The sequence below is a fragment of the Cellulomonas sp. KH9 genome (assembly GCF_900114185.1).
In the GTDB taxonomy this organism is placed as follows: Bacteria; Actinomycetota; Actinomycetes; order Actinomycetales; family Cellulomonadaceae; genus Cellulomonas.
This window is the reverse complement of the sequence record NZ_FOSE01000003.1, coordinates 326610-347104: the sequence shown is the minus strand read 5'-3', so window position 1 is coordinate 347104 and position 20495 is coordinate 326610. Positions and strand designations below refer to the sequence as shown.

21 protein-coding genes are annotated in these 20495 nt (G+C 74.1%); 11 read left to right on the top strand and 10 right to left on the bottom strand.

Annotation, left to right across the window (positions count from 1 at the left end; all coding sequences use genetic code 11):
- Position 1: 1 nt before the first annotated feature.
- The 6 genes from BMZ16_RS11495 to BMZ16_RS11470 are packed head-to-tail and all read right to left on the bottom strand — an operon-like array spanning position 2 to position 6741.
- A complete protein-coding gene (locus tag BMZ16_RS11495; RefSeq protein ID WP_089800559.1) occupies positions 2 to 1360 on the bottom strand; it encodes a C69 family dipeptidase in 1359 nt (452 codons plus the stop codon).
- A gap of 55 nt (positions 1361 to 1415) precedes the next feature.
- Positions 1416 to 2240, bottom strand: a complete 825-nt coding sequence (locus BMZ16_RS11490; protein ID WP_177199674.1) for an ABC transporter ATP-binding protein — start codon at positions 2238 to 2240, stop codon at positions 1416 to 1418.
- Complete coding sequence (locus tag BMZ16_RS11485) at positions 2237 to 3271, bottom strand: ABC transporter ATP-binding protein (protein WP_089800555.1); 1035 nt, start codon at positions 3269 to 3271, stop codon at positions 2237 to 2239. The genes BMZ16_RS11490 and BMZ16_RS11485 overlap by 4 nt, the downstream gene beginning before the upstream one ends.
- Complete coding sequence (locus tag BMZ16_RS11480) at positions 3268 to 4158, bottom strand: ABC transporter permease (RefSeq protein ID WP_089800553.1); 891 nt, start codon at positions 4156 to 4158, stop codon at positions 3268 to 3270. The genes BMZ16_RS11485 and BMZ16_RS11480 overlap by 4 nt, the downstream gene beginning before the upstream one ends.
- Positions 4155 to 5135, bottom strand: a complete 981-nt coding sequence (locus tag BMZ16_RS11475; RefSeq protein WP_089800551.1) for an ABC transporter permease — start codon at positions 5133 to 5135, stop codon at positions 4155 to 4157. Before BMZ16_RS11475 ends, BMZ16_RS11480 begins: the two co-directional genes overlap by 4 nt.
- A 37-nt stretch (positions 5136 to 5172) precedes the next feature.
- Positions 5173 to 6741: an ABC transporter substrate-binding protein gene (locus BMZ16_RS11470; RefSeq protein WP_177199673.1), complete on the bottom strand. Its 1569-nt coding sequence runs from the start codon at positions 6739 to 6741 to the stop codon at positions 5173 to 5175.
- 199 nt (positions 6742 to 6940) lie between these two features.
- On the opposite strand from BMZ16_RS11470, the gene BMZ16_RS11465 reads away from it, so the two are divergent.
- The 9 genes from BMZ16_RS11465 to BMZ16_RS11430 all read left to right on the top strand — a co-directional run bounded on the left by BMZ16_RS11465 (position 6941) and on the right by BMZ16_RS11430 (position 14716).
- A complete protein-coding gene (locus BMZ16_RS11465) occupies positions 6941 to 7243 on the top strand; it encodes an urease subunit gamma (protein ID WP_089801071.1) in 303 nt (100 codons plus the stop codon).
- Positions 7244 to 7287: 44 nt separating this feature from the next.
- The gene (gene ureB / locus BMZ16_RS19775; RefSeq protein ID WP_255366579.1) at positions 7288 to 7626 is read left to right on the top strand and encodes an urease subunit beta; all 339 of its coding nucleotides are present in this window, start codon (positions 7288 to 7290) and stop codon (positions 7624 to 7626) included.
- Positions 7627 to 9330, top strand: coding sequence for an urease subunit alpha (locus tag BMZ16_RS11460; protein ID WP_255366578.1), 1704 nt, complete (start codon positions 7627 to 7629; stop codon positions 9328 to 9330). It abuts the gene before it with no gap.
- A gap of 11 nt (positions 9331 to 9341) precedes the next feature.
- Complete coding sequence (locus tag BMZ16_RS11455; RefSeq protein ID WP_255366577.1) at positions 9342 to 10181, top strand: urease accessory protein UreF; 840 nt, start codon at positions 9342 to 9344, stop codon at positions 10179 to 10181.
- Positions 10174 to 10938 carry an urease accessory protein UreG gene (gene ureG / locus BMZ16_RS11450; RefSeq protein ID WP_089800548.1) on the top strand — a complete coding sequence of 255 codons (765 nt, stop codon included), beginning with the start codon at positions 10174 to 10176 and terminating at the stop codon, positions 10936 to 10938. The genes BMZ16_RS11455 and ureG overlap by 8 nt, the downstream gene beginning before the upstream one ends.
- A 41-nt stretch (positions 10939 to 10979) precedes the next feature.
- Positions 10980 to 11768, top strand: a complete 789-nt coding sequence (locus tag BMZ16_RS11445) for an urease accessory protein UreD (protein ID WP_089800546.1) — start codon at positions 10980 to 10982, stop codon at positions 11766 to 11768.
- A gap of 145 nt (positions 11769 to 11913) precedes the next feature.
- Entirely contained in the window at positions 11914 to 12759 is an 846-nt protein-coding gene (locus BMZ16_RS11440) for an urease accessory protein UreD (protein ID WP_089800544.1), read from the top strand.
- A gap of 99 nt (positions 12760 to 12858) precedes the next feature.
- Complete coding sequence (locus BMZ16_RS11435) at positions 12859 to 14091, top strand: pyridoxal phosphate-dependent aminotransferase (RefSeq protein ID WP_089800543.1); 1233 nt, start codon at positions 12859 to 12861, stop codon at positions 14089 to 14091.
- Between the two features lie 94 nt (positions 14092 to 14185).
- Positions 14186 to 14716, top strand: a complete 531-nt coding sequence (locus tag BMZ16_RS11430; protein ID WP_089800541.1) for a hypothetical protein — start codon at positions 14186 to 14188, stop codon at positions 14714 to 14716.
- An 82-nt stretch (positions 14717 to 14798) separates the two neighbouring features.
- Here the strand turns inward: BMZ16_RS11430 and groL are convergent, their stop codons facing one another.
- Positions 14799 to 16424 (bottom strand): chaperonin GroEL, encoded by a 1626-nt coding sequence (gene groL / locus BMZ16_RS11425; protein WP_089800539.1) that lies wholly within the window; start codon positions 16422 to 16424, stop codon positions 14799 to 14801.
- Between the two features lie 230 nt (positions 16425 to 16654).
- Between groL and BMZ16_RS11420 the strand changes: the two genes are divergently transcribed.
- Positions 16655 to 18169, top strand: coding sequence for a glycoside hydrolase family 15 protein (locus BMZ16_RS11420; protein WP_089800537.1), 1515 nt, complete (start codon positions 16655 to 16657; stop codon positions 18167 to 18169).
- A gap of 97 nt (positions 18170 to 18266) precedes the next feature.
- Here BMZ16_RS11420 and BMZ16_RS11415 read toward each other — a convergent pair whose 3' ends face one another.
- From BMZ16_RS11415 to BMZ16_RS11405, 3 genes are all read right to left on the bottom strand, one after another.
- Positions 18267 to 18470 carry a cold-shock protein gene (locus BMZ16_RS11415; RefSeq protein ID WP_089800535.1) on the bottom strand — a complete coding sequence of 68 codons (204 nt, stop codon included), beginning with the start codon at positions 18468 to 18470 and terminating at the stop codon, positions 18267 to 18269.
- A 165-nt stretch (positions 18471 to 18635) separates the two neighbouring features.
- Positions 18636 to 19250 carry a LytR C-terminal domain-containing protein gene (locus BMZ16_RS11410; RefSeq protein ID WP_089800533.1) on the bottom strand — a complete coding sequence of 205 codons (615 nt, stop codon included), beginning with the start codon at positions 19248 to 19250 and terminating at the stop codon, positions 18636 to 18638.
- 102 nt (positions 19251 to 19352) lie between these two features.
- Positions 19353 to 19664, bottom strand: coding sequence for a DUF3263 domain-containing protein (locus BMZ16_RS11405; protein ID WP_089800531.1), 312 nt, complete (start codon positions 19662 to 19664; stop codon positions 19353 to 19355).
- A gap of 99 nt (positions 19665 to 19763) precedes the next feature.
- Between BMZ16_RS11405 and BMZ16_RS11400 the strand changes: the two genes are divergently transcribed.
- Positions 19764 to 20438 (top strand): uracil-DNA glycosylase, encoded by a 675-nt coding sequence (locus tag BMZ16_RS11400; RefSeq protein WP_089800529.1) that lies wholly within the window; start codon positions 19764 to 19766, stop codon positions 20436 to 20438.
- The last annotated feature ends 57 nt before the right edge of the window (positions 20439 to 20495 follow it).

Below are 20495 nucleotides of genomic sequence, written 5' to 3'. Positions count from 1 at the left end.
CTCATACGGTCGTGGGAAGGGACGCGCCGGTGCCGACGTCGTCCAGGTAGGTGGCCCTGCGGTCGGTCGGGGGCACGCGGCCCTCGAAGCCCGTGCGGTCGACGAGGTCCGCCACGTGCTCGACGTGCGCCTGCGCCGCGGCGAGCGCACGGCGGGTCAGGTCCGCACGGCCGGCCGCCGGCGTCGCCGCCTCGTCGGCCAGCAGCGCCGCCTGCTCCACGTCGACCAGCCGGGCGACGACGGGGTGCAGCACGTCGAAGTAGCGCTCGACCCTGCGCTGCGTCGTCTCGGTCCGCCACCAGAGGTCCGGCCCGTCCAGGCTCTCGGGGCGGCGCAGCTGGGCGGGGACCTCGAGGTCGTTCCAGAGGGGGACGAAGACCGACATGCACGGCGAGGCGAAGGACGCCCAGATCGTCGCGTTGCCGCGCTCGGCGTCGCCGTGCAGCTCGGCGACCGTGCTCGCCGCCGTCTCGAACCCCTCCGCCGTCGCGGCGTGCATGCACAGCGAGCCCTCGCTCGACGCGCTCGGCGCCCAGTCGTTGCCGGTCCGCCCCGAGTCGTCGCTGTGGTCGCGCAGGAAGCCCATCATCGTCGCGGGCACGACGCCCGTGCGGGTCCCGTCGCCGGCCAGCAGGCTCCCCGAGCGCCCGAGGCGCGCACGGCACGAGGGCAGCCGGTCGAGCCCGGTGTCGGTGTACGCCAGGGTCCAGCTGAACGGCTGCGACGGGTCGTGCCAGCCGTTGTCGACCGCGTGCTGCACGGCATCGCGCGAGATCAGGTCGTACTCGGTGCCGATCGAGTAGACGTTCGAGATGGACGCGACGTCCGTGACCTGCCGCGCCACCCAGTGCCGGGCCGACGTCTCCAGGACCCACGCCGTGGTGGGGTCCGCGAAGATGAAGCTGTTCTGGTACGCGGTCCGCCCCTCGAAGGAGCACGAGCCGGACTGCCCGTGCTCCTCGAGCAGGGCCGTCACCAGGTGCAGCGCCTCCGTCGCCGTCGTCGCGCGCTCGAGGGCGATGCGGACGTAGTCCATCCCCAGGAGGCCGGGCTCGACCGACGCCTCGTCACGCGACCACGCGGCCTCGTTCCCCACCGCGAGGCCGTGCTCGTTGATGCCGTGCTCGAGACCCCAGATCCACCACGGCTGCGACCCGATGAAGGCGTGCGTCCGCTCGACCTGGGGGATCGCGACGTGCGTGCACTGCACCATCGGCTCCTCGTGGGTCGCACGTGGCTGCTGGACCAGGTACTGCGCCTCGTTGGGCTCCCGGTCCGAGTTCTTCGCGAAGACCGGGTGGCCGGAGGCGGTCACGGAGCCGAGTGCGACCATCGTGTCGCACGACGGGGAGAACTTCATAGGGACGTCCCTTCTCGGAGGTGCCGGGCGCCGGTGCGACGCCGCGGGGCGTGCGTCAGACGGTGCCGGCGACGGCCGGTCGCTCCTGCGGCGCGCGGTTCGCGAGGCTGCGCTCCACCGACGGCGCGGCGCTGACCAGGAGCTGGGAGTACTCGTGCCGGGGGCTGTGGAGGACCTGCGTGGCGCTGCCCTGCTCGACGAACCGGCCCTTGAGCATGACCGCGACCTCGGCGGCGAGGATCTTGATGACGTTGAGGTCGTGCGAGACGACCACGTACCCCAGACCCCGCTCCTCCTGCAGGTCGATGAGCACGTTGAGCACCTGGGCGCGGACCGACACGTCCAGGGCGGAGACCGGCTCGTCGAGGAGCAGCGTCTGCGGGTCGAGCACGAGCGCCCGCGCGATCGCGACGCGCTGCCGCTGCCCGCCGCTGAGCGTGCGGATGCCCCGGTCCAGGGTCCGCTGCGCGAGCGACACCGACTCCAGCGCGCGCAGGATGCGGGCGCGGCGGTCCTGCGAGCTGCCCAGCCGGTGGATGGCGAGGGGCTCCTCGAGCGCCTGCGCGACCGTCGCGTTCACGGGCAGCGACGTGTACGGGTCCTGGAGCACCAGCTGGACCCGCCGCCGGTACGCCCGCATCTCCTGGCGGGACATCCGGCCCACGTCCTGGCCCTCGTACGTCACGCGCCCGCCGTCGGCGGGCAGCAGCCCCACCAGGCACTTGAGCAGCGTGCTCTTGCCCGCACCGCTCTCGCCGACGATGCCGAACGCGCGGCCGGTGCCGAGCGTGAAGCTGACCTCGTCCACCGCCGGGGCGGCGTCCGGGCCGTGCGCGAACGACTTGGTGAGCCGCTCGCAGACGAAGCTGTCCGTGGTCACGGGGCCACCGCCTCCAGGGGGTTGTGGCACGCGCGCAGCGTGCGCGTGCCGGGGACGAGCGGGGGTGTCTGCGTCACGCAGCGGTCCGTCGCGTACGCGCACCGCTCCGCGAACGCGCAGCCGGGACCGAGCCGTGACAGGTCCGGCGGCGTGCCGGGGATCGTCGGCAGGCGCGTGCCGGCGGTGATCCGCCCGGTGGGGACCGACTCGATCAGGGCCCGGGTGTACGGGTGGGCGGGACGCGTGAGCACGTCCGCGGTCTCGCCGTGCTCCACGATCCGGCCCGCGTACATCACCACGATCTCGTCGCTGACCTGGCTGACGACGCCCATGTCGTGGCTCACGATGATCACCGTGGTCGAGTACTCGACCTGGATCCGGGCGATCGCGTCCAGGATCTGCGCCTCGACAGTGACGTCCAGGTTGGTCGTCGGCTCGTCCGCCAGGATCAGCTTGGGGCCGTGCACCAGTGCCATCGCGATGAGGATGCGCTGGACCACACCGGACGACAGCTCGTACGGACGGGTCGCCATGAGCGCGGCCGCGTCCTCGAACCCGACGTCCGTGACCAGGGCCAGGGCCCGCTCGTACGCCGCCTGGCGGGAGACCCGCTCGTGCAGGCGCACCGCCTCGACGAACTGGTCGCCGACCTTGACCACCGGGTTCAGCGCACCGGCGGGGTTCTGGAAGACCGTCGAGATGTCCCGCCCCCGGATGCGGCGCAGCGCCGCCTCCGACGACTGCGTCAGCGAGACGCCCTCGAAGACCACGTCACCGCGCTCGACCACGCCGGGCGGGTCGATCAGGCCCAGGACCGAGCGCAGCAGCACGCTCTTGCCCGACCCCGACTCGCCGACGATCCCGACGGTGCGTCCGGCCTGCACGGTGAACGAGACGTCGTCGAGCGCCTGGACGCGACCCCCGTCGCCGTCGGGGAAGGACGTCGTCAGGCCGCTGACCGCCAGCAGCGGGTCGCGCCTGCGGGGGGCGTCGAGCAGCGCCCCGGTCCCTGCTGCGGGCTGAGCCGTCATGACTGCCCCTTCCTCTCCCGAAGTGCCACCCCGACGAGGTTGATGCCGAGGATGGCGGCGAACGTGACGAGCCCGGGGACCACGGAGATCCACCACGCGGAGGTGATGAACTGCTTGCCGTCGGCCATGATCGAGCCGAGCGACGGCGAGTCGGGGGGCGACCCGATGCCCAGGAACCCGAGCGTCGCCTCGAACAGGATCAGCGCCGCCATGTCGAGGACCGCCAGCACCGCCAGCGGCGCCAGGGCCGCCGGCAGCAGGTACTTGCGCAGCACCCGCAGGTTCCCGCCGCCGAGGATCTTGATGCCCTGGACGTAGTTCGCGTCCTTCTCCAGCCGCGTGGAGCTGCGCACCGCCCGGGCGTACGCCGGCCACACCGCCAGGCACAGGACGAGCGTCAGGGAGACGTAGCTGGGCTCCGCGATCGACAGGATCATCACGGCGAGCACGATGAACGGCAGCGCCATCTGGACGTCGGTGAGCCGCATGAGGACCGTCTCGACGGCGCCCCCGTAGTAGCCGGCCACCAGCCCGACCAGCAGGCCGATGCAGATCGCCGCCGCGACGGCGGATCCGGAGATGAGCAGCGACGCGCGCAGGCCGCCGGCCACCCGCAGCAGCATGTCCCGCCCGATCTGGTCGGTCCCCAGCAGGTGCCCGTCGCTCAGCGGCGGCAGGTACGCCCGGCCGGGGTCCACGCGGCCCGCGTCCTCGGGCGCCAGCAGCGGCACCAGGAAGGCGAGCGCCGCCGTGGCGAGCACCACGCCGTACCCGGTGAGCAGCAGCGCGCTCTGGCGCCGCCACCAGCGGACGACGGGGTGCCGTCGCGGTGCCGTCGTGCCGGCCGGCGACGTCGCCGGCGATCGCGTGCCCACGTCCGCGGTCATGCTGCGCTCCCTCCTGCCGTCGCGACGGTCGCCGTCGCGCGCGGCGCACGTGCCGGCCGGCGACGCGCCGGCCGCATCCGGGGGTCGAGGTACCCGTGCGACAGGTCGATGACCAGGTTGAGCAGCACGAAGACCAGCGCCGTGGTGATCGTGATCGCCTGGATCAGCGGGTAGTCGCGGCGCAGCACGGCGTTCAGCGTGAGCAGCCCCAGACCCGGGTAGTTGAAGATGTACTCGATCACCACGGCCCCGCCGAGCAGGAAGCCGAGCTGGACCCCCAGCAGGTTGGTCACGGACACCGCCGAGAGGCGTGCGCCGTGGCGCAGGATGATCTGCCAGACCGACGCACCCCGGGACCGCAGCGCCTCGGTGAGGCTCCCGTCGAGCGTCGTGACGAGGTTGTTGCGGATGCTCTGGGTCAGCAGACCGACGAGCGAGACGGCCAGCGCGATGCTCGGCAGGACGAGCGAGACCGGACCCACGTACCCGACGGTCGGCAGCGACAGCGCCGACGCCAGGACCGTGATCCCCAGGAGCGCGATGAGGAAGTTCGGCGTCGACTGCGCGACGATCGAGAAGCCGAGGACCGCACGGTCCGTGACGGCCCGGCGGTGCCGCGCCGCGAGCGCGCCGAGCGGCATCGAGACCAGCAGACCGAGGACGAGCGCCGTCACGACGAGGTACAGCGTGTACGGCAGGGCGTCGCCGATCAGCCCGAGCGTGCTGCCGTCGAAGAAGTAGGACGTCCCGAAGTCCCCGGTGACGAGGTCCCGCAGGTAGGTGAGGTACTGCACGCCGAGCGGCTGGTCGAGCCCGAGGGAGCGCCTGACCTCGGCCTGCACCTCCGGCGAGCTGGTGGGGGCGATGACCCGCGCGGGGTCCCCGGGGATCAGACGCAGGGCGAAGAACACCAGCGTCGCGACCCCGAGGAGCACCACGAGGGTCTGCCCGACGCGTCGGGCGATGGATCTCAGCATTCGACAGATCTCCTTTGATCCTTCGAGGTGCGGCGGCTCACTTCGCGAGGAACGCGTCCTCGATGCGGTGGTACGAGGTGGGGGGCACCTCGAGGTCGCGGACGTTGCGGGAGTAGGCCGTGATGAGCTCGCTCGTGAACATGGGGAACTCGAGCATCGACTCGTCCAGCGCGGACATCAGCTGCTCGTCGATGAGCTGCTGCCGCTCGGTCCCGTCGAGGGCCGCCATCTGCGCGGCGAGCGCGTCGTCCACGTCGGGGTCGTTCACCGAGGTGACCAGCGCGTTGCCGAAGAGCGACATCATCACGCTGTTGGCGTCGTACGAGCCGAGGAACCAGCCGTGGTCGTACAGGTCGCCCATCTCGGGGTCGAACAGGCCCTGGTTGTACCGGGCCGTCTCGAGGGTCGTGAGCCTGACGTCGATCCCGACGTCGGCGAGGTTCTGCACGATGACCTCCCCGTACTCCTTGGTCATCGGGTAGAAGCCGACGGAGACCATGAGGTCCAGCGTCCGGAGCCCCTCACCCCCGGGGTACCCCGCCTCGGCCAGCAGCTCGCGTGCCCGCTCCGGGTCGTACGTCGGGAAGGTGGGCGAGTCGCTGTGGAACTCGTGGCTCGGGGAGAAGTACGACGTGTTGACGGTCCCGCTGCCCTGCAGGACCACCTCGACGATCTGCGGCACGTCGATCGCGTGGGCGATCGCCCGACGCAGCAGGGCGTTGTCCATCGGCGGCTTGGCGGCGCGGAACGCGAGCCACTTCGACTCGACCGTCGGGGTCCGGGTGATCGCCAGGCGCGGGTCGCTCTCGACGTCCGCGACCTGGTGCGGCTCGACCCGGTCGATGATGTCCGCCTGCCCGGAGCGCAGGGCGGCGAGCCGGGTCTGGCTGTCCCCCACGTACCGGAAGACGTAGTCCTTGATCTTGGGCTCCTCGCCCCAGTAGTCCTCGTTGACCGTGAGGTGGACGCCCTTCGCCTCGCTCTCGTACGACACCCAGCGGTACGGCCCCGTGCCGACGAACTTCTCGTCGAGCCGACCCGCCTCGATGAGCTCGGACGGTGCCACGACACCGGCGGCACCCGTGGCCAGCAGGCCCGCCATGGGCGCGAACGGCTCCCCGGTGTGGATGTCGACCGTGTGGTCGTCGACCACGTCGGCGGTGAACGGGCGCGGGAACGCCAGGGACCAGGCGACCTCGGGGCTGGACACGTACTCGATCGACGCCTTGACGTCCTCGGCCGTCATCGGGGTCCCGTCGTGGAACGTGACGCCCTCGCGCAGCTCCAGGCGCCACGTCGTCGGTGCGATGTTCTCCCAGCTCAGCGCGAGGCCGGGCTGGAAGGCGCCGTCCTCGTCGACGCGGACCAGCGTCTCGTACGCGGCCCGCTGCAGCCGGTCCTGGGCGAGGATCGTGTGGTCGAAGGGGTCCCAGTCGCCGGACAGGTTCTCCGCCGACAGGAAGGTCACCTTCCCCTCCGGCTCGGCCGGCGGCGCCGCGTCCGCGGGTGCCACCGCCATGTCCTGCGCGGGGGCGCAGGCCGTGACGACGAGGGCCGCGACGGCGGCGAGGCAGGACAGACGGATGCACCGACGACTCAGATTCACCATTGACTCCGAAGTTGGGTTTTGGGATCCCATCTGCCAGGAGTATGTCCGACGTACGTGACGTACGCAACACCCGCCCCGCCCGGATCAGGACCGAGGTCCCTCGACGCGGTGCGCCCGAGGCACCCGGTGTAAACATTCCGTTTCGGCTGTATACGTCTGCGGATACCGCGTCGCGCGGGGACCTAGGGTGCCCGTCATGAGGCTCACCCCCGCCGACACCGAGAAGCTGCTGCTGGCCGTGGCCGGCATGGTCGCGCGCGACCGGTTGGCCCGCGGCGTCCGGCTCAACCACCCCGAGACCGTCGCGCTCCTGAGCACCTGGGTGATCGAGCGCGCCCGCGACGGCGTGGGCGTCGAGCAGCTCATGACCGACGGCAGGTCCGTGCTGCGCCGCGACCAGGTGATGGCGGGCGTGCCGGAGATGCTGCACGACGTGCAGGTCGAGGCGACGTTCCCCGACGGCCGCAAGCTCGTCACCCTGCACGACCCGATCGCCTGACGGCACCGGCCCTCGACCACGCGCACCCACCCCGGAGGACACACATGGCAGGCACGTCCGGCGACGGCCCCGGTGCGGTGCGCACCCGCGAGGGCACCGTGGTGCTCAACGGCGACCGAGCGGAGCACGAGCGCCTCACCCTCGTCGTCGAGAACACCGGTGACCGACCCGTGCAGATCGGCTCGCACCTGCACCTGCCGGACGCGAACGCCGCACTCGCGTTCGACCGTGCGGCCGCCCACGGGTACCGGCTGGACGTCCCGTCCGGGACGTCGCAGCGGTTCGAGCCGGGCGCGTCGCGGACCGTCGACGCCGTGGCGATCCGCGGGGCGCGGCGCGTGCCGGGGCTGCAGCGCGGCAAGACGGACGGGGGTGCGCTCTAGATGGTCGCGATCCCCCGCGCCCGCTACGCGGCGCTGTACGGCCCGACGACCGGCGACCAGGTGCGCCTGGGCGACACCGACCTGTGGATCGAGGTCGAGGACGACCTGACGGTCGGCGGCGAGGAGGCCGTCTTCGGCGGCGGCAAGTCGATCCGCGAGTCCATGGCGCAGGGGTCGACGACCCGCGCCGAGGGTGCGCCCGACACCGTGATCACCAACGCCCTCGTCCTCGACTGGTGGGGTGTGGTCAAGGCCGACGTCGGCATCCGCGACGGGCGCATCGTGGCGCTGGGGCGCGCGGGCAACCCGGACGTCGCCGACGGCGTGCACCCGGACCTGCGCATCGGCCCGTCGACCGACGTCATCAGCGGCGAGGGGCGCATCGTCACCGCGGGCGGCATCGACGTGCACGTGCACTTCCTGTCCCCGTCGCAGGTGCACGAGGCCCTGGCGACGGGCCTGACGACGCTCGCGGGCGGCGGGACCGGGCCGTCGGAGGGGTCCAAGGCGACCACCGTGACGCCCGGCGCGTGGCACCTGCGGGCGCTGCACCGCGCGCTCGACACCACGCCGGTCAACCTGCTGCTGCTGGGCAAGGGCAACACCGTCAGCGCCGAGGGCCTCGCCGAGCAGGCCCTGGCGGGCGCCGGCGGGTACAAGGTCCACGAGGACTGGGGGTCCACACCCGCCGCGATCGACGCCGCGCTGCGTGCCGCCGACGACTGGGGCCTGCAGGTCGCGCTGCACTCGGACTCGCTCAACGAGGCCGGGTTCGTCGAGTCGACGATCGGCGCGATCGCGGGCCGGTCGATCCACGCGTTCCACGCCGAGGGCGCCGGCGGCGGGCACGCCCCCGACATCCTCACGGTCGCGTCGCTGCCCCACGTCATCCCGGGGTCGACCAACCCGACGCTCCCCCACACCGTCAACACCGTGGCCGAGCACCTCGACATGCTCATGGTCTGCCACCACCTCAACCCGGCCGTGCCGGAGGACCTCGCGTTCGCCGAGTCCCGCATCCGCGCCACGACGATCGCCGCGGAGGACGTCCTGCACGACATGGGCGCGCTGTCGATCACGTCGTCGGACGCGCAGGCGATGGGCCGCATCGGCGAGGTGATCACCCGCACGTGGCAGGTCGCGCACGTCATGAAGCACCGCCGCGGCCCGCTGTCCTCGGCGCTGCCCGCGGACAACGAGCGCGCCCGCCGGTACGTCGCGAAGTACACGATCAACCCGGCCGTCGCGCACGGCATCGACCACGTCGTCGGGTCCGTCGAGGTCGGCAAGATGGCGGACCTCGTGCTGTGGGACCCGCGGTTCTTCGGCGTCCGGCCCGACGTCGTCGTCAAGGGCGGGTCGATCGCCTGGGCGGCGCTGGGCGACCCGAACGCGTCGATCCCCACGCCGCAGCCGGTGCTCATGCGTCCGTCCTTCGCGGACGCGACGGGCGCGGACGTGTCGGTGTCGTTCGTCGCGCCCGCCGCCCTCGAGGACGGGCTCGCGGACCGGCTGGGCCTGCGCCGCCACCTCGAGGCGATCCGCCCGACGCGTGACGTCGGCAAGGCGCAGATGGTGAACAACGACGTCCTGCCCCGCATCGAGGTCGACCCGGAGACGTTCACGATCCGCGTCGACGGCGACGTCGTCGAGCCCGCGCCCGCCGACGTCCTGCCGCTGGCCCAGCTCTACTCGATGTTCTGACCGGACCCGTCGTGAGCACACCCCCCGCCACCCCGCCCGGGCCGGCGCCCTCGCGCCCGCACGCACCGCCACCCCCGGCGCGAGAGGTCGACCCGGCCACGGGCCCGGCGGCGCTCCTGGTGCTCGCGATGCTCGCGGACGCCCGCCTGCCGACGGGCGCCCACGCCCACTCGGCCGGTCTCGAGCCCGCCGTGCAGGCGGGCCTCCTCACCACCACCCACCCGCGAGAGGTCGATCCCGCCCCGGGCTCGAACGACCCCTCGGCGAGGATGAGAGGGCGGGCCGGCGCCGAGGACGTCACCCGCGTCCCCGCGCTGGCGCGCACGCGGCTGCGGACCGTGACCGCGACCGAGGCGGGGGCGGCGGTCGTCGCGCGTCACGTGTGGCTCGACCGTGGCGACCTGCGGCCGGTCGAGGACGCGTGGGCCGCGCGCACGCCGAGCCCGGCGGTGCGGGACGCCGCACGGCGGCTCGGCCGCGGGTACCTGCGGCTCGCGCTCGCCCTGTGGCCGGACGCCCTGGCGGGTGCGTTCGTGCCGCGCACCGCTCCCCCGCGCCCGCTCGTCGCGGGCGCGATCGGCGCCGTGACCGGCCTCGACGCGCTGCAGGTGGCGCTGCTCGTCGGGTACGACGACGTGCAGACCATCGCGTCGGCCGCGCTCAAGCTCGCCCCGCTGGACCCCGCGACGACGACCCGCTGGGTGCTCGACCTGCACCCCGACGTCGCCGACATGGCCCGCGGCGTCGCCCACCTGACCGACCCGGACGACATCCCGTCGGCCGGGGCACCGATGACCGACGCGTGGGCGCAGGCCCACGCCCGCACCACCCGGAGGCTGTTCCATGGCTGAGCCCGTCACCACCACCCCGGCCCGCGCGTTCCGGCTGGGCGTCGCGGGGCCCGTCGGCACCGGCAAGACGTCCCTGATCGCGCTGCTGTGCCGCGAGCTCGCCGACGAGATCGAGATGGGCGTCGTCACCAACGACATCTACACCGACGAGGACGCGCAGATCCTGCGCGCGGCGGGCGTGCTGGAGATCGACCGCATCCGCGCGGTCGAGACCGGCGCCTGCCCGCACACCGCGATCCGCGACGACGTCACGCCCAACCTCATCGCCGTCGAGGACCTCGAGGCCGACCACGGTCCGCTCGACCTCGTGCTCGTCGAGTCCGGCGGCGACAACCTCACCGCGACGTTCTCCCCCGCGCTCGTGGACGCGCAGATCTTCGTGCTCGACGTGGCCGGCGGCGGCGACGTGGCGCGCAAGGGCGGGCCGGGCATCGCGCGCGCCGACCTGCTGGTGGTCAACAAGACGGACCTCGCGCCGTACGTGGACGTCGACGTCGCGCGCATGCTGCGGGACGCGTCGGCGGCCCGCGAGGGCGGGCCCGTGATCGGCCTGTCCCGCCACGACCCGGCGTCGGTCGACGCGCTCACGGACTGGGTGCGCCGCATGACGGCGGCGGTCCGCGAGGGCCGGCACACGCCCGTGGACCCCGGCCCGATGGCCCCGCACAGCCACGCGGACGAGGACGGCCACGTCACGGTCCACAGCCACGACCACGACCACGGCCACGACCACGGCCACGAGCACGCCGTCCGCTGAGCGGCGCGGGCACGGGGACGCCGGGCACGGGGACGCTGGGCATGACGGCTGCAAGGGCGCGAGGCACCGGCCGGGACGGCGGCACGCGGGTGGCCGTCGCGCGCGCGGCCGACGGTCGGGTGCGCGTCGACACGGCCGGGGGGCTGCTCGCCTGCCGCCGGCTGCCCGACGAGGACCGCACGGTCCGTGTCGCCCTGGTCGCCACCGAGGCGCTGCTGCTGGCCGGTGACGACGTGCGGGTCACGGTCGACGTCGGCGACGACCTCGCGCTCGAGGTCGTCGAGGTCACCGGCACCGTCGCCTACGACATGCAGGGCGGGTCGGCGACGTGGGCGGTCGACGTGCGCGTCGGCGCCGGGGGTCTGCTGGTGTGGGACGCGCTGCCGTTCGTCGTCGCGACGGGTGCCCACGTGCACCGGACGGTGACGGTCGACCTGGCGGAGCGGGCGGGCGCGGTGCTCCGCGAGACCGTCGTGCTGGGCCGCACGGGCGAGGTCGGCGGTCACCTGACGACCACGACCCGCGCGCACCTGGCGGACCGGCCGCTGCTGGTCGAGACGCTGGTGGTGGACCCGGCGGCGTGGGCCGACCCGGCGGTGCTGGGCGGCAACCGGTGCCTCGACACGGTCACGGTGCTGGGTGCCCGGCTGGACGGCGACGACCTGCCCGGTGCCGACGACGTCCCCGGGCGCGACGTCCTGCAGCTGGGCCGCCCGGGCACCCTGGTGCGGGCGGTCGGCACGCGCGCGCACGCGGGTGACCTCGCCGAGGTGGTGACGCTCGCACGGCGCGCGGCGACCCGCGGGCGCCCGGCGCTCGGGGCGGCCTGAGCGCACCACCCCACCGCTGCGGGCCGCCGTACCCCGGGGCGTGCGGCCTGCGCACCGGTGCCGCCCCTGCGATGGCGGGACCCCGGGCCCTCGGTGACCATGGCGCGAGCCCGACGCCCGGAGGCGGCGGCACCGGCACCCGGGGGTGGACGTCCTGCAGGCCACGACACGCACGCACCCCGACGCCGGGGCGACGCGCACCCGCGTCGTCGTCACCGGTGACGGCGACGTCGAGCTCGACGGCGACGTCGCCCGCGCACGCCGGCTCCCCGACGAGCACGGCCGCGTCCGCGTGGCGCTCCTCGGCCCCGCCGGACCGCTCGGCGCCGGGGGCGACGTCCGCATCGCGGTGGACGTGGCACCCGGCAGGTCCCTCGAGCTCGTGGAGCTCACCGGTGCGGCGGCGCACGACATGGCCGGCGGCCGGGCCACCTGGATGGTCGACGTGCGCCTCGGCGCCGACGCCGTCCTGCTGTGGCCGAGCCTGCCCTTCCTCGTCGCCGACGGTGCCGACGTCCTGCGGCTCACCCACGTCGACCTCGCGCCGGGCGCCCGGGTGGTGCTGCGCGAGACCCTCGTGCTGGGCCGCCCCGGGGAGCGGGCGGGCCGGGTGCGGACCACCGTGCGGGCGCGGCGGGCGGCGCAGCCGCTCCTGGCGGAGACGGTCGTGCTGGAGCCGGCGCCGGCGCTCGACCCGCTGCTCGCCGACGGGGGACGTCACCTGGACACCCTGCTGCTGCTGGGCGCCCGCCTCGACCTGCCGGGTGCGCTGCAGCTGGAGGGTGAGGGCACCATGGTCCGCACGGTCGGCGGGCCGGCGACCGACGCGCACCTCGCGGGCGCGCTGACGGCCGCCGTGGGGGTCGTGTCGTCGGTCGTCCCCCCGCGGTCGCGCAGCACGGCCCACGACGCCCGTCGGCACAACGCGGCGCCGGGCCGCCCGCGGGCGTGGGACACGGACCGGCCCGAGGTCGCGCACCACGGCGGCTGACCGGACCCACCCGCCGGCCCGCGGGCGCCCGCCCGACCAGGCCACCTCCCCCCAGGTGGCCGCTCCGCGCACCCAGCGGCCGGGTTTACGCTGCAGGGCATGACGCTGCGCCCCCTCGACCAGTCCGCCAAGCTCAAGGGTGTCCTCTACGAGATCCGCGGCAAGGCACTGGACGAGGCAGCACGCATGGAGGCCGAGGGCCGCCGCGTCCTCAAGCTGAACACCGGCAACCCGGCGGCGTTCGGGTTCGACGCACCCCACCAGATCGTCGCCGACGTCATCGCGGCCGTCCCGTACGCGCACGGGTACACCGAGTCCCGCGGCATCCTGCCGGCGCGGCGCGCGATCGTCACCCGCTACGAGACGGTGCCGGGCTTCCCCACGTTCGACGTCGACGACGTGTACCTCGGCAACGGCGTCTCCGAGCTCATCACCATGACGCTGCAGGCGCTGCTCGACGAGGGCGACGAGGTGCTCATCCCGTCCCCCGACTACCCGCTGTGGACGGCCATGACGAGCCTGTCCGACGGCCAGCCCGTGCACTACCGCTGCGACGAGTCGAACGGCTGGGAGCCGGACGTCGAGCACATCCGCGAGCAGATCACGCCGCGCACCAAGGCGATCGTCGTCATCAACCCGAACAACCCGACCGGTGCGGTGTACCGCCGCGAGGTGCTCGAGCAGATCGCGGACATCGCCCGCGAGCACAGCCTGCTCGTCCTCGCCGACGAGATCTACGACCGGATCCTCTACGACGGCGCGCAGCACATCCCGATGGCGAGCGTCGCACCGGACCTGCTGTGCCTGACGTTCAACGGGCTGTCGAAGACGTACCGGGTGGCGGGCTACCGCGCCGGGTGGGTCGTCGTCACCGGGCCGCAGGCGCACGCCAAGGGGTTCCTCGAGGGCATGACGCTGCTCGCGTCGACCCGGCTGTGCCCCAACGTGCCCGCGCAGCACGCGATCCAGGCGGCGCTCGGCGGCGTCCAGTCGATCGACGCGCTCATCGCGCCCGGCGGCCGGCTGCACGAGCAGCGGCAGGTCGCGTGGGAGGGGCTGAACGCCATCCCCGGCGTCTCGTGCACCAAGCCCGACGGCGCCCTGTACCTGTTCCCGCGCCTCGACCCCGAGGTCTTCGGCATCGTCGACGACGCCCAGCTGGTCTACGACCTGCTCGTCAGCGAGCAGATCCTGCTGGTCCAGGGCACGGGGTTCAACTGGCCCACCCCGGACCACCTGCGCATCGTGACGCTCCCCGAGGCCCGCGTGCTGGCCGAGGCGGTCGAGCGCATGGGCAACTTCCTGTCGTCGTACCGGCAGACGCCGCGCTGAGACCGCCCCCGGTCCGACGCCCCGGACGGCGGCAGCCGTCCGGCCCGGCCGGGCGGTAGCCTTCCCGCGCCCACAGGCCCGAGAAGGAGCATCCATGCACACCGGCACGTACGACTACTCGACCTACGACACGGGCCCCGGTGCCGGGGAGGTGGTGGGGATCGTCCTCGTGGGCGCCCTGTACGTCGCCGTCCTGCTGTTCGGCATCTACCTGTACATGCGGGTCGCCCGCAAGGCGGGGTGGACGATCTGGCACGGGCTGCTCATGCTGGTGCCGCTGGCGAACGTGGTCTTCATCATCATGTTCGCGTTCACGGAGTGGCCGGTGGAGCGGCGGCTGCGCGAGGCCGAGGCCCAGCTCGCGCTGGCCACCGGCGAGATGCCCGGCGACGGCACGGCCGGCTACCCCGGCGCCGCGCCGTACGGCTACGGCGGCGGCTACGGCACCGGCTACGGCGCCCCTGCCCCGGCGTACGGCGCCACCACCCCGGCCGCCCCGGCCTACGGCGCCCCGACACCCCCGGCGTCCCCCTACGACCCCTCCCCCGCCGGCCCGGTCCCGCCGGCCCCCGGCGCGTCGCCGTGGGAGCCCCCGGCCGCGCCGCACGCACCCGGGGAGCGCTGAGCGCACCGGGCAGGAACGCCGACGGCCGGCCACCCCAGCGGGGTGACCGGCCGTCGGACCGTTCAGGTGGTGCTCAGCCGCGTCAGAAACCGCCGCCGAAGTCCTCGCCACCGCCGGGGCCGGCCGGGGCCGACTTCTCCGGCTTGTCGGCCACGACGGCCTCCGTGGTGAGGAACAGGGCCGCGATCGACGCCGCGTTCTGCAGCGCGGAGCGCGTGACCTTCACCGGGTCGTTGACGCCCGCGGCGAGCAGGTCCTCGTACACGCCGGTCGCGGCGTTGAGGCCCTGGCCGGCGGGGAGGTTGCGCACGCGCTCGGCGACGACGCCACCCTCGAGACCGGCGTTGATGGCGATCTGCTTGAGCGGGGCCTCGATCGCGTACTTCACGATGTTGGCACCGGTCGCCTCGTCACCCTCGAGCTCGAGCTTCTCGAACGCGACCTTGCCGGCCTGGATGAGCGCGACGCCACCACCGGCGACGATGCCCTCCTCGACGGCCGCCTTGGCGTTGCGCACGGCGTCCTCGATGCGGTGCTTGCGCTCCTTGAGCTCGACCTCGGTGGCCGCGCCCGCCTTGATGACGGCCACGCCGCCGGCGAGCTTGGCGAGGCGCTCCTGGAGCTTCTCGCGGTCGTAGTCCGAGTCCGAGTTCTCGATCTCGGCGCGGATCTGGTTGACGCGACCGGCGATCTGGGTCGCGTCGCCGCCACCCTCGACGATCGTGGTCTCGTCCTTGGTCACGACGACCTTGCGCGCGGTGCCGAGGACCTCGAGGCCGACCTGGTCCAGCTTGAGGCCGACGGTCTCGGACACGACCTGGCCACCGGTGAGGACGGCCATGTCCTGCAGCATCGCCTTGCGGCGGTCGCCGAAGCCCGGCGCCTTGACGGCGATGGACTTGAAGATGCCGCGGATGCGGTTGACGACGAGCGTCGCCAGCGCCTCGGACTCGACGTCCTCGGCCACGATGAGCAGCGGCTTGCCGGACTGGATGACCTTCTCCAGCAGCGGCAGCAGGTCCTTGACGTTCGAGACCTTGGACTCGACGAGCAGGACGTACGCGTCCTCGAGGACCGCCTCCTGGCGCTCCGGGTCGGTCACGAAGTACGCCGACAGGAAGCCCTTGTCGAAGCGCATGCCCTCCGTGAGCTCGAGCTCCAGGCCGAGGGCGTTCGACTCCTCGACGGTGATGACGCCCTCCTTGCCCACCTTGTCGAGGGCCTCGGCGATGAGCTCGCCGATCGCGGGGTCGCCGGCGGAGATGGCGGCCGTGGCGGCGATCTCCTCCTTCGTCTCGATCTCCTTGGCCTGGGCCAGGAGCTGCGTCGTGACGGCCTCGACGGCCTTCTCGATGCCCTTCTTCAGGGCGATCGGGTTGGCACCGGCGGCCACGTTGCGCAGACCCTCGCGCACCAGGGCCTGGGCCAGGACGGTCGCGGTCGTCGTGCCGTCACCGGCGACGTCGTCCGTCTTCTTCGCGACCTCCTTGACGAGCTCGGCGCCGATCTTCTCGAACGGCTCCTCGAGCTCGATCTCCTTGGCGATGGAGACGCCGTCGTTGGTGATCGTCGGCGCGCCCCACTTCTTGTCGAGCACGACGTTGCGGCCCTTCGGGCCCAGGGTGACCTTGACGGTGTCGGCGAGCACGTTGAGCCCGCGCTCCATGCTCCGCCGGGCCTCCTCGTCGAAGGCGATGATCTTGGCCATGGGGCTGTGATCCTTCTTCCGGTTCGTGGGTGGCCGGTCGGTGCCCGCGACGGACGGACCGTCACGGGCGCTCACGTCACGCCCACGACGACCCTCACCTGACGGCCGGTTGTGATTCTGTCACTCTCACCTGGAGAGTGCTAACTCCATGGTTAGCACTCGACCCCTCCGAGTGCAAGCAGCTGGGGGGACCTGGACATCCGCCCTGGGCGAAGCCCTAGTGTTTCGGTGTGCCCGACGCCGTCGTCGTGAGCCGCGCCCGGCGCCTGCGCGCCCGCGCGGTGCTCGTGCTGGCCGGGGCGCTGCTCGGCGCCGCCGCGAGCACGGGCGCGCCCTCGGCCGCGCGACCGCCGGCGCCGACGGACGCGACCCGCCTGGACGCCACCGGATCGGGGGCCGTGGGCGGGGTCGGCGCGGGGGTGGGCCGCACCGCGGTCGACGTGACCGCCACCACGGCCCACGCCCGGATCGCCCTCTACCAGCAGGCGGTCTCGGTGCTGCCGGGCGGCGCCCGGGCGGAGGTCCCCGCCGACGCCCTCGCCGTCTTCCTGCCCGGCACCCGCGTCCCGGACCCGGCCGCCGCCGTCCTGGCCGGGGCCCTGGGTGCGACGCCGACCACCGTCGCCGCCCTGGGCCCCCGCGCCGCCACGGACGCCGCCGGTGCGCAACGCACCTGGCTGGCGACGGGTGACGTCCCCGGTACGGGCGGCCCGTACGAGGAGCTGGCCCGCGCGGCGTTGCTGGACCTGCACTCGTTGACCGTGGGCGAGGGCGTGGTCGTGGCCGGCTGGTCGGAGAAGTGGCGGTACGTGTGGCCGCGCGACTCGTCGTTCGTGGCGGTGGCGCTGGCCCGCACCGGGCACGTCGAGGACGCCCTCGACGTCCTCGACTTCCTGGCGCGCGTGCAGGAGGCGGACGGGTCGTTCGAGGCGCGCTACCTGCCCGACGGGTCGGGGCCGCCCGACGGCCGCGGCCTGCAGACCGACGGCACCGGCTGGGCCATGTGGGCGGCCGGGCTCGTGCTGGCCGAGGTACCGGGCGACCGGCGCGCCGCCACGGCCGAGCGGCTCGCCCCGCTGGTGGAGCGCTCGGCCGGGCGCGCGCTCGCCCTCGTGGCCGGCGGGCTGCCGCCGGCGTCACCGGACTACTGGGAGGTCCCCGAGGACGAGGTCACGCTGGGGACCGCCGCACCGCTGGTCGCTGGGATGGAGCAGGCCGCGGTCGTCCTCGACGCCGCCGGCCGCCCGGGCCCCGCCGCCGACGCCGCCGCGGGGGCCGGGCGCGCGCGGCAGGCGGTGGTCGACGCGTTCGGGCCGACCGGGTACGGCCGCTACGCGACGCGGGGCGTGCCCGACGCCGCGAGCGCGTTCGTCCTCACGCCCTTCTGGTCGACCGCCCCGCACGAGGGCGCCGCGGCCTGGCGAGGCTCGGTCACGTCGATGCTGCGCCCCGCGGCCGGTCTCGCGCCGGGCGGGGCCTGGCGTCGTGACGGGGTGTCCTGGACGCCGCAGACCACCCTGTACGCGTGGGTGGCGGCCGAGCAGGGCGACGTCGCCGGGGCCCGGCGGTGGCTCGACGTCGTCGACCGCCACCGCACGTCGTCGGGCGCCATCCCGGAGAAGGTGCTCGCCGACGGCAGCCCCGCCGCCGTCGCGCCGCTGGGGTGGAGCGCGGCGTGCGTCCTGCTGGCGATCGACGCGCTGGAGCACGCGAGCACCGAGCCGGTGCCGCGCCGCGGCACCTGACGTCGCCGCGCGACCTGACGTCGTCGCGCCGGGCCTGCGACGACGTCAGGCCCCGCCGGCGGACGCGGCCGAACGGGTCGGCTACGCCTGCCGCGGGTCAGACGGGGCGCACCTGCTCGGCCTGCGGGCCCTTGGTGCCCTGGCCGACCTCGAAGTCGACGGCCTGACCCTCGTCGAGGGTCCGGTACCCGTCGACCTGGATCGCGCTGTAGTGGACGAAGAGGTCCTGGCCACCGCCCTCCGGGGTGATGAACCCGAACCCCTTCTCCGCGTTGAACCACTTGACCGTGCCCTGGGCCATGCCGCGCTCCTCGACGTCCTGGTGACCGGGACGCTCCGCTGGCACCCGGTTGCGAGGGAGCCTAGCCGCGCGGGCCGACGCTCGAAAGGGTCTGCGCAGGAGGGACGTGCGGCGGGCGGACCGACCCCGGGACGGCCCGGCCGGGTCGGCTCGGGCCCCGGCGGCTCAGGCGTCCGGGTCGGTGACGAGCAGGACGACGATGCCGCCGCCGGCGCGGTCGGGCGCGACCTCGACGGTCGGGACGTCGATGGTGGCCGCGACGAGCTCGGCCGTCGGCCGCAGCTCCTCCGACGCGACGTACACGGTGGACTCCGCCGGCAGCGCGCTGGACGCGTTGTCCGGTGTCACGTCGGTGAAGCCCGCCGCGGTGAGCTCGTCCGCCACCCGGCCCGCCAGGCCGGACACGCGCGCACCGTTGAGCACCGCCACGGGCGTCGTCAGGACCGGCTCGGGTGCGGGTGCGGTCTCCTCCACGGGAGGCTCGGCCTCGCCGCCGGGCTCCTCGGTGCCGTCACCGGCACCCTCACCCGCCGCCGGGTCCTCCTCGGCGGGGACCTCCGGCTGCTCCTGCGCCGTGCCGCCGCCGGACTGCGGCAGGTCACCGGTGCGCGACAGGTACTCGACGGCGCCGTACGCCAGCACCGGCACGACCAGCAGCACCAGGAGGAAGGGCCACCACCGGCTCCACGCGGACCGGGGCGCACGGTGGACGCCGGTCGGCGCGTCGGGCGAGATCGCGTCGAACTCGTCCTCGGGGTAGGGGTAGTCGGCCTTGCTCACGGCCGCAAGGCTAACGGCTCGTCACACCGGCCCGGGCGCGCCCCGCCGCCGGGCGTGCCGGAACCCGCGCCGTTCCGGGACGTACCGGGCACCCGGGGCGACTCAGGCCTCGGCGCCCAGGCGACGGGCGGTACGCGCCCGCTGACGGGACGAGCGCATCCGACGCAGCCGCTTGACGAGCATCGGGTCGTGCGCGAGCGCGGCGGGGTCGTCGATCAGCGCGTTGAGCAGCTGGTAGTAGCGGGTGGCCGACATGTCGAAGAGCTCGCGGACCGCCTGCTCCTTGGCGCCGGCGTACTTCCACCACTGCCGCTCGAACGCCAGGACCTGCCGGTCCCGCTCGCTGAGTCCGTCGGTGCCGCGCTCGTCGTCGCGCAGGTCGCCCGCGACCGCGTGGGTGGCCGTGCCGTCCATGGCTCCTCCTCGTCGCGCCGTGCCGTCGGTGCTCCGCCCGGCATCGTACGCGGCGAACCACACGGGTGTCATTCGACCGCGCGGGTAGCGTGCCACCCCGTGGAGGCACCTCTGGACGACCTCGTCGCGCCCGACTGGGCGCGCGCCCTGGCCCCCGTCGAGCCCGCGCTGCGCGCCGCGGGACTGTTCCTGCGCGAGGAGGTCGCCGCCGGGCGCGGGTACCTGCCCGCGGGGGACGACGTGCTGCGCGCGTTCCGCCGCCCGCTGGCCGACGTGCGCGTGCTGGTCGTCGGGCAGGACCCCTACCCCACCCCCGGCCACGCGATGGGCCTGTCGTTCTCGGTGCAGCCGGACGTCCACCCGCTGCCGCGCTCGCTGCAGAACGTCTTCCGCGAGCTCGTGGCGGACGTCGGTGTGCCGCAGCCCACCAGCGGCGACCTCTCCCCCTGGGCGGACCGCGGCGTCATGCTCCTCAACCGCGTCCTCACCGTCCGGCCCGGCGCCCCCGCGTCGCACCGCGGCAAGGGCTGGGAGCAGGTCACCGACCGCGCGGTCGCGGCTCTGGTCGAGCGGGGCGGACCGCTGGTGGCGGTGCTGTGGGGGCGCGACGCGCAGCAGCTGCGGCCGGCGCTCGGTGACGTCCCGGTCGTCGCCGGCCCGCACCCGAGCCCGCTGTCGGCGTCCCGCGGGTTCTTCGGGTCCCGTCCCTTCTCCGCGGTCGACGCGTTATTGCGCGAGCAGGGGGCCGAGCCCGTGGACTGGCGGCTGCCCTGAGCGGGCGCGACGGTGCGCAGGCCGATCCGACCTCCCCGCCGCCCGGTCCGTCGCATG

What these genes read in the sequence shown, in the direction of transcription:
- BMZ16_RS11495 (WP_089800559.1), bottom strand. Translation starts at nt 1,360, where the DNA reads ATGAAGTTCTCCCCGTCGTGCGACACGATGGTCGCACTCGGCTCCGTG.
- BMZ16_RS11485 (WP_089800555.1), bottom strand. Translation starts at nt 3,271, where the DNA reads ATGACGGCTCAGCCCGCAGCAGGGACCGGGGCGCTGCTCGACGCCCCC.
- BMZ16_RS11480 (WP_089800553.1), bottom strand. Translation starts at nt 4,158, where the DNA reads ATGACCGCGGACGTGGGCACGCGATCGCCGGCGACGTCGCCGGCCGGC.
- BMZ16_RS11475 (WP_089800551.1), bottom strand. Translation starts at nt 5,135, where the DNA reads ATGCTGAGATCCATCGCCCGACGCGTCGGGCAGACCCTCGTGGTGCTC.
- BMZ16_RS11465 (WP_089801071.1), top strand. Translation starts at nt 6,941, where the DNA reads ATGAGGCTCACCCCCGCCGACACCGAGAAGCTGCTGCTGGCCGTGGCC.
- ureB (WP_255366579.1), top strand. Translation starts at nt 7,288, where the DNA reads ATGGCAGGCACGTCCGGCGACGGCCCCGGTGCGGTGCGCACCCGCGAG.
- BMZ16_RS11460 (WP_255366578.1), top strand. Translation starts at nt 7,627, where the DNA reads ATGGTCGCGATCCCCCGCGCCCGCTACGCGGCGCTGTACGGCCCGACG.
- ureG (WP_089800548.1), top strand. Translation starts at nt 10,174, where the DNA reads ATGGCTGAGCCCGTCACCACCACCCCGGCCCGCGCGTTCCGGCTGGGC.
- BMZ16_RS11445 (WP_089800546.1), top strand. Translation starts at nt 10,980, where the DNA reads ATGACGGCTGCAAGGGCGCGAGGCACCGGCCGGGACGGCGGCACGCGG.
- BMZ16_RS11435 (WP_089800543.1), top strand. Translation starts at nt 12,859, where the DNA reads ATGACGCTGCGCCCCCTCGACCAGTCCGCCAAGCTCAAGGGTGTCCTC.
- BMZ16_RS11430 (WP_089800541.1), top strand. Translation starts at nt 14,186, where the DNA reads ATGCACACCGGCACGTACGACTACTCGACCTACGACACGGGCCCCGGT.
- groL (WP_089800539.1), bottom strand. Translation starts at nt 16,424, where the DNA reads ATGGCCAAGATCATCGCCTTCGACGAGGAGGCCCGGCGGAGCATGGAG.
- BMZ16_RS11415 (WP_089800535.1), bottom strand. Translation starts at nt 18,470, where the DNA reads ATGGCCCAGGGCACGGTCAAGTGGTTCAACGCGGAGAAGGGGTTCGGG.
- BMZ16_RS11405 (WP_089800531.1), bottom strand. Translation starts at nt 19,664, where the DNA reads ATGGACGGCACGGCCACCCACGCGGTCGCGGGCGACCTGCGCGACGAC.